This window comes from Halomonas jincaotanensis (assembly GCF_018448785.1).
Classification (GTDB): Bacteria; Pseudomonadota; Gammaproteobacteria; order Pseudomonadales; family Halomonadaceae; genus Halomonas; species Halomonas jincaotanensis.
On record NZ_JAHCLU010000031.1, the window covers coordinates 1 to 12,733 of the forward strand.

At 56.0% G+C, this 12,733-nt stretch carries 13 protein-coding genes and 1 pseudogene; 10 read left to right on the forward strand and 4 right to left on the reverse strand.

What is annotated here, in order from left to right; translation table 11 throughout:
* Window positions 1–671, reverse strand: a 671-nt coding sequence (locus KG088_RS18190) for a transposase (protein ID WP_213827862.1), incomplete at its 3' end; no start/stop codon positions are given.
* Window positions 672–741: 70 nt separating this feature from the next.
* On the opposite strand from KG088_RS18190, the gene KG088_RS18195 reads away from it, so the two are divergent.
* From KG088_RS18195 to KG088_RS18225, 7 genes are all read left to right on the forward strand, one after another.
* A complete protein-coding gene (locus tag KG088_RS18195) occupies window positions 742–948 on the forward strand; it encodes a hypothetical protein (RefSeq protein WP_213827863.1) in 207 nt (68 codons plus the stop codon).
* Window positions 949–1,207: 259 nt separating this feature from the next.
* Window positions 1,208–1,840, forward strand: a complete 633-nt coding sequence (locus KG088_RS18200; RefSeq protein ID WP_213827868.1) for a PRC-barrel domain-containing protein — start codon at window positions 1,208–1,210, stop codon at window positions 1,838–1,840.
* A gap of 334 nt (window positions 1,841–2,174) precedes the next feature.
* Window positions 2,175–2,984 (forward strand): PRC-barrel domain-containing protein, encoded by an 810-nt coding sequence (locus KG088_RS18205; RefSeq protein WP_213827870.1) that lies wholly within the window; start codon window positions 2,175–2,177, stop codon window positions 2,982–2,984.
* Between the two features lie 308 nt (window positions 2,985–3,292).
* Window positions 3,293–3,643, forward strand: a complete 351-nt coding sequence (locus tag KG088_RS18210; RefSeq protein ID WP_213827872.1) for a DUF1622 domain-containing protein — start codon at window positions 3,293–3,295, stop codon at window positions 3,641–3,643.
* 342 nt (window positions 3,644–3,985) lie between these two features.
* Window positions 3,986–4,927 carry a metallophosphoesterase gene (locus tag KG088_RS18215; protein WP_213827874.1) on the forward strand — a complete coding sequence of 314 codons (942 nt, stop codon included), beginning with the start codon at window positions 3,986–3,988 and terminating at the stop codon, window positions 4,925–4,927.
* A 381-nt stretch (window positions 4,928–5,308) separates the two neighbouring features.
* Window positions 5,309–5,866: a DUF305 domain-containing protein gene (locus KG088_RS18220; RefSeq protein ID WP_250148370.1), complete on the forward strand. Its 558-nt coding sequence runs from the start codon at window positions 5,309–5,311 to the stop codon at window positions 5,864–5,866.
* A 164-nt stretch (window positions 5,867–6,030) separates the two neighbouring features.
* Window positions 6,031–6,222 carry a hypothetical protein gene (locus tag KG088_RS18225; protein ID WP_213827876.1) on the forward strand — a complete coding sequence of 64 codons (192 nt, stop codon included), beginning with the start codon at window positions 6,031–6,033 and terminating at the stop codon, window positions 6,220–6,222.
* 421 nt (window positions 6,223–6,643) lie between these two features.
* On the opposite strand, the pseudogene KG088_RS18230 reads toward KG088_RS18225, so the two are convergent.
* Window positions 6,644–6,778: pseudogene (locus KG088_RS18230) on the reverse strand (IS1595 family transposase); the annotation flags it as partial.
* A 62-nt stretch (window positions 6,779–6,840) separates the two neighbouring features.
* On the opposite strand from KG088_RS18230, the gene KG088_RS18235 reads away from it, so the two are divergent.
* Both KG088_RS18235 and KG088_RS18240 read left to right on the forward strand, forming a co-directional pair.
* Complete coding sequence (locus KG088_RS18235; protein WP_213827878.1) at window positions 6,841–8,205, forward strand: DUF2254 domain-containing protein; 1,365 nt, start codon at window positions 6,841–6,843, stop codon at window positions 8,203–8,205.
* 309 nt (window positions 8,206–8,514) lie between these two features.
* Complete coding sequence (locus tag KG088_RS18240; RefSeq protein WP_213827880.1) at window positions 8,515–9,213, forward strand: hypothetical protein; 699 nt, start codon at window positions 8,515–8,517, stop codon at window positions 9,211–9,213.
* A 109-nt stretch (window positions 9,214–9,322) separates the two neighbouring features.
* Here KG088_RS18240 and KG088_RS18245 read toward each other — a convergent pair whose 3' ends face one another.
* On the reverse strand, window positions 9,323–9,532 hold the full coding sequence (locus KG088_RS18245; protein WP_319941477.1) for a phosphatase PAP2 family protein: 210 nt from the start codon (window positions 9,530–9,532) through the stop codon (window positions 9,323–9,325).
* 477 nt (window positions 9,533–10,009) lie between these two features.
* On the opposite strand from KG088_RS18245, the gene KG088_RS18250 reads away from it, so the two are divergent.
* The gene (locus KG088_RS18250) at window positions 10,010–11,956 is read left to right on the forward strand and encodes a metallophosphoesterase family protein (RefSeq protein WP_213827882.1); all 1,947 of its coding nucleotides are present in this window, start codon (window positions 10,010–10,012) and stop codon (window positions 11,954–11,956) included.
* 113 nt (window positions 11,957–12,069) lie between these two features.
* On the opposite strand, the gene KG088_RS18255 is transcribed toward KG088_RS18250, so the two are convergent.
* On the reverse strand, window positions 12,070–12,630 hold the full coding sequence (locus tag KG088_RS18255; protein WP_213827884.1) for a type 1 glutamine amidotransferase domain-containing protein: 561 nt from the start codon (window positions 12,628–12,630) through the stop codon (window positions 12,070–12,072).
* Window positions 12,631–12,733: the final 103 nt, after the last annotated feature.

The following is a 12,733-nucleotide window of genomic DNA, read 5'->3' on the forward strand; positions in this document are numbered from 1 at the left end:
GGGCCGGCGTTGCCCTCACGCAGCAGGCCGCCGACCATGTCGCCGGTCTCGGCCAGCGAGGCGATCAGCGGCGAGTAGATCCGTGCGCCGACATGGCCGTGGTAGACCGAGCCCCCCTGATGGCCATGGACCTCGATGGGCAGGCCGTCGATATCCAGCGTCAGATGCGTGGGGCGTTCGCCGCCCTTCAGCGAGGTCAGTCGCCAGACCACCAGCCGTAGCAGGCCCTCATGCACGATATCGATGTTGTCGTCACGGCCCAGGCACGCCAGCAGCCGCGACAGCGTGGCCTGGGACGGCCGGTGCTGGGCCAAGGGCGTTGTCCCCCGCGCGTCGCTACAGGCCAGTTGCCAGAGCGGATCGCGGCGCAGCGTGGTGGTATCACTGAGATCGATCCAGCCCATGGCCCGTTGCAGCACGATGGTACGCACTTGGCTGGCCAAGCTGTGGCGGACGCGATCTGGGTCGCGCTGGTCGACCAGATGATCCTCAAGGGCGGCGATCACGCCGCTGTTGTCGAGGGCTTCGCGCAGCAGCAAGGCACCGCTGTCGCTGGTGGTGCGCTGACCGCTCATTTCGACGCGGATAGACCCGTTGCAGGAGGGAGTCCAGGTGGATAAGCTTTCACCCATGGCGAGTAGTCCTCTTGAATCGTGTTCTGGCAGGAACATATTGATTCTACAAGAGAAACTGCTCGCCATCTTCTTTTCTATCTCAGCTCGGTGAATAAGGCGGGATAACGTGCTGTTTAGCGAAGATGGGAAGGTCCAGGCAGTCGTCATTGAAGCCGACAGTGCGTACGGAGGCGAGACCTATGCCTACCCCTTCCATGGTTTCGATGCTGGATGGGATCCCGGCTACAGTGCCTACACGCTTCCCTATGATGAAGCAGATCTGGACAATGTATCAGCCTTTGACTACGACGAGTACGATGGCTTGTGGGATTGAATACATGGCTGCTAAAACCTGAGTGAAGCAGGTAACCGAGCTCAACTCATCGAGTGTTCAAGAAGGGGAAATACCATTTCCCCTTCTTGATAGCTAAGCACTTATTAGTGGGAAACGCGGCACAGCCAACGGAAAGAAGCACTCTGTATCGCGTTACCCATACAATAAACACCGGCTTGACGGGTAGTACGTATGCAACATACTCGGCCAGAGATATCTCAAGCGTTCTTTTTAACTTGAGTGTTGGAGATAAACCGTTATGACATATCTAGATCGCTTATTCCCGCTCTGCATCGCTGCCCTGCCCCTCACGGCAATGGCAGCGCCTGAAAATCTGAGCGACTGGCAGGATCAACGCGGCGATCCCTCATCGACTTGGACGATATCCCAGTTGTTGGGAGATGACGTGATCGCAGGCGAGAACACCGAGGTCGGTGAAGTCACCGATGTGATATTCGACGATCAGGGTACTATCCAGTCGCTGGTGGTCTACTCCAACGGCAACGCGGTGGAACGCGGTTTCCGTACCGTCGAGTGGCCGGTGAAGGTCTTCGAGCCCAGCGATGTCCTGCTGTCCATCGGGCAGCAGCCGTCGGAATTCGGCAACCAACAGGTCACGCATTCGCCGGTGGAGTTTTTCGGCCAGAACCAATTCAGTGCCAGAACCATGCTAGGAATGGGCGTACAGGTCGAAGGTTCACCCTATGCGGAGATCGAAGACTTGGTCTTGAATGAACAGGGTCAGGTCACTAGCGCGGTCATCGACCCGGATGGCATGGAAACCGCCAACTACTGGTTACCCACCGATATTGGCTGGATCAACGAGGATTGGGTAATGATTCTGCCCTACTCGCAGAGTGATATCGAGCAGTCGGATTCGTATTCGGATTAGAGAAATGAGCATCCACCGTAATATAGCTAATAATGAAACATTTTAATAAGCTACCAGGGAAGCGCTGCAAAATCTCGACGCTGCTGGTTGGCAGCTGGGGCGGGAATTGTTGCAGCGCTTCCCTAAGGTGGAAATAATTGCAAGAAAGGAAAAAGATGCAGACAGGCGATAGCGACGACCCCAAGACCTGACCCATTTCTAGACTGGTTATTTATATTAGACAAGACTTTAAATAGCTTTTTGCATACTCCATCGGAGCAGAATAAGTGGCGGCATAACCCGACTTCATCTAACCTAACATTGGCGACAGCGGAAAGCAGCTAGAGGTAAGGAAATGAATCTGAATCGCAACATATTGATGCTATTTGTGTGCACCTCTCTCCTGTTCCTGACAGCTCAGGTCCACGCAGTAGAAGAGGAGACACAAGGCAATGACCGAACCAATCAACGTGATATAGATACAACATCGCCTGACAGTAATGTTCGCTCCATTGACGAATGGAGTTACGCGCCTATCTATGAACAAGGAGGCTTTCGCGCCGAGAAAATGCTGGAAGCGAAGGTATTCGGCACTCAGGGAGCCGAAATAGGCGAAATCGGAAACATTATTCTTGACCAGAAGAACCAGGTACTTAGCGTCATTGCCGAAGTAGGAGGCATGTGGGACAGTGGCGATAGGCATGTATCCGTCCCGTGGGATGAAGCTGTCGTTTCTGAAGATGGCGTCAAGGTTCCCGTTCATCAAGATAATGTAGAAGAGTTCAATATATTCAGAGAGTTCGATGAGGCTTATGTCTACAAACAAGAGCTTGATCGGACAAAGGCAGTGGAGGAGGATGTGGCAGTCGGTCCGAGAACTTGGAAGATCACCGATATTTTGCATGATTACGTGAAGATGAAAGATGGTACGGATTATGGCATTATTACCGATGCTATTTTTGCACGGGATGGCGTTATCCAAGCCATTATCGTCAAACCGGCTAATACCGAAACTGTTCAAGGTCCACGAGCCTATCCATTCTATGGGTACCCGGAGGCTTGGCGGCCTGGTGACACTCATTATATCCTTCCTTTCGCCAAGGAAGACATTGAGAAATTGCCAGTGTTCGAGTATGAAAAATACAAAAGAGCCGGGAATTCTTGACGAACCAAGCAAACGTTTACTTTGACCTAACCGCTCAACGCTACAGCCTTAATTAACTTATGATAAGGCCAAAGTATCCTCTGGCTCTTACGTTAGCGGCTTAGCCCCACTGCGGCACTGTTCCGGCAAAAATGCGCAGGCGCGCGAATCCTTTCCAAGTTACCTAGCTATGCATAAAATTTCAAATAACATTGATTTATTGATTAACTGGATAGCGGACAATCTTATTTAACGTACCTACGTAATCCAGCTAATAAGCGAGGGCACAGACTCATCACTGTTATCGGCCATGCCATTTTGGGGGAAATGTGTTAGATCTTGTAAAGCCAATTGCGGAATGGGGTGTTGCCATTATGGAGGTGATTGGCATCTTCATTATCGCCGGGTTCGCGTGCTATGCGCTACTCTTTGAGCCGCTTTTTTTGCTAAAGCAGGATAAAGTCGAGTCTATATTTCTTCAAGTCCGCCAGCGTCTTGGACGAGGCATTCTGCTCGGCTTGGAGTTCCTCGTCGCGGCAGACATCATTCATACCGTTGCAGTTGAATTGACCTTTGAGACGGTTGGTATATTAGCTATTGTTGTACTAATACGTACCTTTCTCAGCTTTACGTTGGAGGTTGAACTATCTGGGCGCTGGCCCTGGCAGAAAAAGGAATAATTGATTCATTTAAGTGTAAGTTAGACGCCCCCTCGCCAAGAATGCCGACAACGGGCCATCTACGGTTGCTTCGTAGAATGCTTAGGCCGCCCACCGCCATCGCGGGTGTCATAATAGCTATTACTAAACTCCCATGAGAGTTGTCTCAGTTGACAGATAGGTCCTGCACCCACCTTGTTAGATTTTTCTAGTATGGTACACAATGAAGCATTGGCAATCCTTACATATTTTACGCTCGCGACTCTTGGCTCTTTGCTTCTTGATGTGAGTTAACTCGAGATAACCAAGCTATACTCTTCCCGTATCGCCTGGCGATGAAAGCAACTATAAATAGGAAACCAAATGAAATTCGTCAAGTATTCTTTGCTTTTCCTTGCTGCATTCCTCACACTCTTGTTACTGTGGGGTGTATTTGGTGCGCCCTACCAGGTTGATTATCAAGAAGAGCGGGCCACAATACCCAATCTACCGTCAGCATGGAAAAATCAGCAGGTAGCGATGATTGCTGATTTTCAAGTCGGTATGTGGCTCTCCAACAAGGAAGTCATAGAAGAGATTGCTGAACAACTTTCCCAAAGAAAGCCGCAAGCTGTTTTGATCGCAGGGGATTTCATCTATCACCCTATCGGCGATGAATCCAGAGAGGAAATACGCGAAGAGCACGAGGATGAGGAGATAGAGGAAGTGCTTAGCGAGCTACGCCAGGTCATGTCACTATTATCGCCGCTAATAGAGTTAAACATTCCTATCTATGCAGTCTTGGGTAATCATGATTACGCGATGGAAAAACCCCATGCTAACAAGCTCGCGTGGATTGCCGACCAAGTGCAGGCCACCCTGGAAGATGCAGGTATAACTGTGCTGGTCAATGAAAGCGTTGCTTTGGTATCTCCAGGGGAACTCGAAGGCGACCCGCTATATTTGGTAGGCGTTGGATCACATTATGCTAATAATGACGATCCTCGACGCGCTTTGGCCCAGCTCCCTGACGATGCGGCGCGGATTGTGCTCATGCACAACCCTGATAGCTTTGCCTCCTTCCCCGCAGGAACAGCACCGTTAGCCTTGGCAGGCCATACCCACGGTGGACAGATAAGACTCCCATGGGCCTCTGACTGGAGCTGGATGGCCATGTTAGATAACAATGAGGTACATACCGATGGCTGGATCGAGGGCTATGGAAATCGGGATAACACGCTATATGTCAACCGAGGCATTGGGTTTAGCATGATTCCCGTAAGACTTAATGCAGCTCCCGAGGTCACACTTTTCACCCTTAACTAGTGTACTGTTTCTCAAGTTCACGTGATTAATTTTTCTTGTCGGCGTTCTTCGGAACAACGAGGCATGAGTGCTTCCTTTCGCTCTTTGTTTGCTTTATAAGATAGGCCATCATGAGCGTGCGATACTCATTCGAGCAATGGGTTTGTGAAACAACTCGGCACCACTTTGTGCGGCGGCGCACAGAGAACTGCCCGAAATTCTGACATAACTCATAATCAATTAGCGTAAACTTCGAAAAAGAGATGAATTTATATTCATGGAAGAGTTTGAGTTCGCTAACGACAAGTACAAAGTCAATATGAACGCTGGGAGACTGACTCCGTAATTGGCGCACGTTAGCTCCTCTTAGAAACAATCTGTATACACGAAGGAGAACCAAAGATGGACCAACAAAAGCAGATGATGGGAATGGGCTGGGGTCGATTTGCGGCGATGATCGCGACATCGACTTTCATCATGTTTTTCTTGATGTATCAACTCGTCTATTCATTCGACCACGCAATGCTCAGTATAAACCGCGTGATCGCCTCGTTGGTCATGGGGTGCGTCATGACCCTTGTGATGCTGGCCTTCATGTGGTCGATGTACAAAGGGGTGGGGACAAAAATCGCGGTTCTTGTCTTAGCCTTACTGATAGGTGTGTTTTTTCTGTTCGCGAATAGAAGCCAGTTGGTAATTGGGGATGTCTACTTTATGAAGTCTATGATTCCCCACCACTCAATTGCCATAAACAGCTCGCGGAAGGCGAGCATTAGCGATCCACGCGTTCGCCAGCTTGCGGATCAGATCATTGCAGCACAGGTCCGCGAAATAGCCGAAATGAACCTGCTAATAAATGATATTGAACAAAATGGAGAACAAGGAGAGGGGGAACTTCCCCCTCGTTCCACCGAGATAACGCCAGAAATGGAGCGCAAGATCGAACAAGTGGTGCAGTGAACGGAGCGGGCGGCCTCGCCAAACCCACGGTTTTACCGCACTAGTCGAGTAACCACCTGAATTAAAAATGGCTTTCTACTGAATGATATTTCGCGAAACTATGTGTCATATCTATTCTACGTATCATATCTATTTTTCACATCGCACTGCTAACGAGGTTTCACATGACCGATACCACCCTTCACGCCGGACCGTACGATGTGGGCCGGCCCACGTTGACCGCCATTTTTGCCGGAACAATCGTGGCACTGGGTCTGATGGTGTTGTTCACGCTTCTTGGTCTTGCTATCGGCGTCGCAAGTCTGAAGCGATCGGACAGGGTCTTGGATTCGGCGCGGCGATCTACATTGTCGTAACGCAGATCATTTCGCTTGCCGTCGGAGGGTTTGCCGCAGCGCGATTTATGTCGCCGGACGATACGCGGGTCGCGGCGCTGGCCGGCGTAGCGGTCTGGGCTTTGGCCACACTCATAGTGGCTTTCGGGGGGGCAACGCTGGAACATCGGCTATCAGTTCCTCCACCGCTCTTGTCGCTCAGACCGCAAAAACAACGTTCAGTGCTGTCCAGGCGATTGCTCCCGATGACATTTCACTCCCGAACATTTCGGAGATCGCCGGGTATAGCGTGAAGTCAGCCACCTGCTCCCCCGTCAGGTGGCGGCGTTACCTGGTCTGCTTCAACATTAAAAGAAAGGTTCTGTATGAAAATACTTTTGGCGGCCATCAAAACAACGTAGATTCTGAAATCGTTGAATTAATAAAGTAACTATTGGATGCCTTGGGCAAGGGGGCCGATGGCAAGCAACCAGGTAGTCAACGGCAGGTGGGTGGCATGGAAGATGGTGCCGGCATTGAGTGAGGTCTGATGGTGACAGCGATGTCACTGGTAGAGCCCCCGCGACAGCCAGAAGCCGTTGTTCTAGAAGGAAACTCGCAAGTCCCAGCTATCTCTATCTCTATCCTGCGAGGGCGATTATGCTGAGCCGTCTCTACAATCTCTGGACCACCCTGCGGACCGGCTTCTGGTTTGTGCCCACGCTCATGGCTGTCGGCGCGTTCGGGCTGGCTATCATCGCCCTCAACCTCGATGCCGGCCTGTCGGAGGAGAAGGCCCGGCAGTTCTGGCTCCACAGCGGCGGGCCGGAGGACGCCCGCAATTTGCTATCGACCGTCTTTTCCTCAATGGTCACAATGGCGACACTCGTCATATCAATTACCATGGTGGTGTTGACGCTCGCCGCCAGTCAACTCGGACCACGACTGGTCCGCAACTTCATGGGCGATCTCCGCACACAGCTCGTGTTCGGCATCTTCCTTATGACCATTATTTATTGCCTGCTAGTACTTCGCACCCTCAACAGTGAACTCGACATTTCCGCGGTGCCGCACATAGCGGTTACGCTCGGGACCGCGCTCGCCCTCATCAACCTGTTCGCGCTGCTGTTTTTTATCCACATTTTGGCTCGGTCGATCATTTCCGATACAGCGATCCGGCGTGTCGACAGAGATCTCCGCAATGCGATCTCACGCCTACTGCCGACGGTGGTCGACGGCCAACCGCTCGTCGAGCGGCCGACGGCGGATGACGCTCTGCCGGCCGACTTCGAGGAACGTGCGGCCCCTTTGTGGCTGTCCGGCGAAGGCTATGTGCAGGCGATCGAGTATGAGCGGCTCGTGGAAATCGCCTGCCGGCACAAGGCGATCGTCCGCCTGGACTTACGTGCCGGTCATTTCGTCATTCGCGGATCGCACAAGGCCGATATCTATCCCGCGAGTCTGCTCGGGCCGGATTTGGCGACCGAGATCGAAGGCGCGATTCTGGTCGGCGAAGAGCGCACGCCGGTCCAGGATCTCGAGTTCTCAATGCGCCACCTGGTTGAAATCGCCGTGCGCGCGCTTTCGCCGGGCATCAACGATCCCTTCACCGCTAATGCCGTTATTGATCGCTTGGGTGCTGCACTCAGCGAACTGATGCGGCGGAACCTCCAAACTGAGGTGTTTTGCGATGCGGCCAGCGTGGTGCGCGTGGTCGGTCGTGCGTCGAGCTTCCGCGGTTTCGTGGACGTCGCGTTCCACCAGATCCGGCAAGCTGGAGCCAGTCACCCCGCGGTCATCATCCAGATGCTCAGCATCATTGTGCGGCTCGCGATCAATGTCCGGCTGTCCAGCCAACGCGACGCTTTGTTTGATCAAGCCGCCATCATCGCCGAAGCCGGCCGCCGCGGGGCGTCGGAAGCCTCCGACATCGCCGACATCGAGCACAAGTATCAGGCAGCTCAAATGGCGTTAAAGAAAACAACATGCCCCGGGGACAACAGCCTTTCCGGGGCAGACCAATAGCCGGCGACGACTTCTGCGAGGGTGACCAGCCAGGCCGGGGCGCCGCATCGCGGACTGTTCGATTGACCGGGACGACCCCATGACTACCCGCCGGGGATGCGACGTCTACGTCGCGGCCGCGGTGGCGGCTCGCCGGGTATGGTCTATACTCCGGCGGAGAAGGTTGGGTGTCGCGATTTTTTTGCCAGGAAGCGCTTCAGGGGAAGGCGTCCACCATCCCCAGCCAGTGGGGCCGTTTCTCTCGTTGACGTCGCTTCACTAGCATGAGTGCAGTGCCGCACCTTGCTCACGGTCTCCAGGAGAGATGCAATGTACCTGTCTTGCGCGCGAGCGATACTGATCGGCGTCGGCCTCTGCATCCCCGGGGCCACCCTTGCGGAGACGTCGGCGCCTCCTGCATCGACGGTTCAGGAAGTTGAGGCTGGGGAGCTTTTCCCTCTGGTCCCTGGTGAAAGCACGTTCGAGGTGGTGGACGGAGACGGAAAGGGACGGCAGGTCGTGCTGGAACTGAGTTCCGCAGAAGGTGAAGGTGAAGGCCGCTGGGAAGTTCGATTTGGCGACTACAACATCCTCCATCTTTCCAAGCTCCGGGATGGCAGCGTGTTGCTCACCGGTCTGGACGTACTGACGCAAGGCCAGACCGTGCGGTACGAGCCGCCCGTGGTGCTGCTACCCAACAGGATCGTGCCCGACCGGACATGGAGCGCCTCTGGCAGGGCTACGATCGTGAACAGAGAAACGCAAGAGGTTGTACACACGGGTGAGTACCAGCACCGAGTCATGCCCATCACTCGAGAGCGGTACGCGACTCCGGCGGGTGATTACGAAGGCTTCCTGGTGCCGCTCGAGCAGACCATCGATCTTGAGGCTCAGGCGGTGATCCGGTTGTGGCTCGATCTCGGCTTCTTCCCCGGCAAAGGTCTGGTGAAACGTTCGATGAAGTTCGTCGTCGACAAACCCATGTTCTTCGGCTCGACCACACGGCGCACAGCAGAGCTCGTCCGTTAGGGCCAGGTTTTGGGACAGATCGAGGAGGGATGACCAGCCTTTGATGACCGGCTGCCGGGGAGCCTTCCGAAGTGCCGGGACGATGGGCTCAGATTCTGTTGCTCTCCCTTCAGCAGGCGGCAGGCTGGCGGTCACGCGATTCGGTACCTGACCGGCTCTCCTCCGTCTCCACCTGCCCCCGCCGCTGCATCCAGCGCATCGCGAGCCAGAAAAGGGCCGCCCCGGCTGTCCAGCCGGCAAGGACATCTGTTGGCCAATGGACCCCGAGGTAGACACGGCTCGTACCCACCACCAGCAGCGTGAGCAATATCGCCAGCACTAGGATGTACGCCTTAAGCCCCAGCTCGGGCCGAGCGGGTCGGTGTGATCGGCAGGGTTGAGGAGGGAGAGCAGTGAAAGGCTTCGGCGTCCCACATGCTTGGCCTTTTCGAAGTGGTTCATAGCAACTCCATTGCCGTGAAAAGCCACATACCCACCCGATGTTCTACGACGGTCAGCTCGCTTCCGGGACCGGCCGGCAAGTCGATACACCCAACCTTGTGAGGCCAGGCTCACAGCGTTCAGGATGGGCGTTCGGTGCCGTTCGGTCGAGCCGCGACGACTCCCTTCAACCCGGAATCATAGGCGATCCGCGCCGATTGGAAACGCTGAATTAAAGGCACGAGAAGAAATGTTTGTTGATCAATGACGACCGCGTCGAAATGAGCAAGGCTCAGTGTCAGGCTACCATGACCCCTGTGCCCGGGTCTGGCCGCCCGAGTCAGGCGACCCGACCGCCCCTTCATGGAGCCAACGCATGACGCTTGATGTAATCCCCGACGCGCCGCTGCCGGACGTTCTCGCGGGCCCATTGCTCAGACGTATCACGCCGCAACGTCTGGTAATCTGGCTGGTGGGGTCGCGCCGCCTCGACATGACGCTGATGCTGCGCCCTGCCGGGTACCCGCCCCGCCGGCTGACGCTCAATGCCGATCGCGTCAGGCGCTTGCCAGTGGGGCGCCACGCCTGGCTGCACCTGATAGACGTGCCCCTGGCCACGCCGCTGCCGACCGGGGCCCTCATCGAGTACGACCTGATGCTCACCGACGCCGACGGCACCTCCGTCGGCATTGCCGTTTGGGCCCCTCACCTGCTGCATGACGGGGCGACGCATCCCGCCTTCGTGATTGCCGAGCGTCACCATCGCCTGCTGCACGGCTCCTGTCGACGCCCCCACTACGACGGACCGGACGGCCTGGTGCGCACCGATTCCTGGTTGGCCGAGCGCCGCGAACAGCCGGATGAATGGCCCGCCTGGTTGTTGATGACCGGTGACCAGGTCTATGCCGATGACGTCGCGGGTCCCATGCTGGTGGCGATCCATTCGCTGATTGGCCGACTGGGTCTTTTCGACGAGGTGCTGGACGGCGCCACGGTCGACACCAGCCAGGCCCTGCATACCTCGGACCCTCGCTATTATCGGCGCTACGTCCTGCTGCCCGACATCGAGTCGAGCAACGACTTGCGCGATCGCTTCTTCGGCGGGGCACGCAAGCCCGTGTTCACCTCGGCCAATGCCAACAATCACCTGATGAGCTTCGCCGAGATCATCGCCATGTATCTGCTGGTGTGGTCGCCGGTTCCCTGGTGGCTGATCGAAGTGTCCGTACCGGTACTTGACGACGACAAACGCGAGCGATTCGACAGCGAAAAGGGCATCATCGAGGCGTTCGTCGCCGGGCTACCGGCCGCCTCGCGCGCCATGGCCCACCTGCCCTCGCTGATGATCTTCGATGACCATGACGTCACCGACGACTGGAACCTCACCGCCGATTGGGAACAAACCGCCTATGGCCACCCCTTCTCGCGGCGCATTATCGGCAATGCCCTGCTCGGCTATCTACTCTGCCAGGGCTGGGGCAACGACCCGGAGCGCCTCTCCCCGCTCGTGGACGAGGCTGCTCGGCTACTGGAAGTGGCAGCGGAAGCGCAGGGCTGGCTGCCCAGTGGGCCACTCGATGCGCTGATCCAGCGGCTGTTGCGCTTCGAGGGCTGGGAATATCAGGTGCCGGGCTCTCCGCCGTTGATCGTGCTGGACACGCGGACACGCCGTTGGCGCAGCGAACGCAGCCCTAGGAGACCTTCCGGACTGATGGACTGGGAAGCGCTGTCGGAATTGCAGCAACATATCATCGATGCTCCCTCGGTCGTGATCGTTTCACCGGCGCCGATGTTCGGCGTAAAACTGATCGAGGTAGTCCAGAAGCTCTTCACGCTTGCCGGCAAGCCGCTGCTGGTCGATGCCGAGAACTGGATGGCCCACCGCGGGGCAGCCAAGGTGATGCTCAACATCTTCCGCCACTCACGCACGCCGGGGCATTACGTGATTCTCTCCGGCGACGTTCACTACTCCTTCGTCTACGACATCCGCATCCGGCAGCACCGCAAAGGCCCCCAGCTGTGGCAGATCACCTCCAGTGGCATCAAGAACGCCTTTCCCGACACGCTACTGGACGGGTTCGACCGGGCCAACCGCTGGCTATATTCGCCTCGTTCTCCGCTCAACTGGTTCACCAAACGCCGTCGCATGGAGACCAGCCCGCGCGACCCGGATCGCGCCAAGGCCGGCGAGCGGCTATGGAACGGCGCCGGCATCGGCCTGGTGGATCTCGACGAGCAAGGATGCCCGAGTGACATTCGCCAGCTCGATGCCCGGGGCTTTGATGTGGTGTTTCCCCCGCCCCACGTCCGCAAAAGCCTATAGACGCTACGGCGGCTTGCGGGTCCTGAAACGCAAAACGCCTGCTGGTCTTGCCAGGCAGGCGTATCGCGCTTTCGATATCAGTCAGTGACTAATCCGATATCACCGGATGAACATCAGGTCTGGCCAGCATGTCGACCTTCGCGGATCTCTTCGACCAGCTTGTGACAGAAGGCATCGAGATCCTGAGGCTTGCGGCTGGTAACCAGGCCGTTATCGACCACCACCTTCTCATCGACCCAACGTGCCCCGGCGTTCTCGAGATCCTTCGTCACCGACGGGTACGAGGTCAGCGTACGCCCCTTTACCACCTCGGCATTGATCAGGATCCAGGGAGCATGGCAGATCGCCCCAACGGGCTTGCCGGCCTCAAAGAAATCGCGCACGAAACTCAGGGCCTGTTCATCCTGGCGCAGGGTATCGGGGTTGAAGAGCCCGCCCGGCAAGACCAGGGCGTGATAATCCTTGTGCGAGGCCTGATCGAGGGACTTATCGGCCTCGTAGGTCTCTCCCCAGTCGGATTCCGCCCAGGCACGGATGCCTTGGCCATCGGGAGAGATGATCTCTACCACGATACCTTGGTGTTCGAGTTTACCCTTGGGCACCGCCAGCTCCGATTCCTCGAAGCCATGGGTGGCAAGAATAGCGACGCGCTTACCGTCGACGGGTTGGCTCATGGCTACCTCCTTGCGGCTCATTGCCTGATGTCGTGGTGCAAGACCACATTTCTTACACAACCTAGGAAATTAGGCTGGCCAATCACTTTCTCAAGGGCTCGCC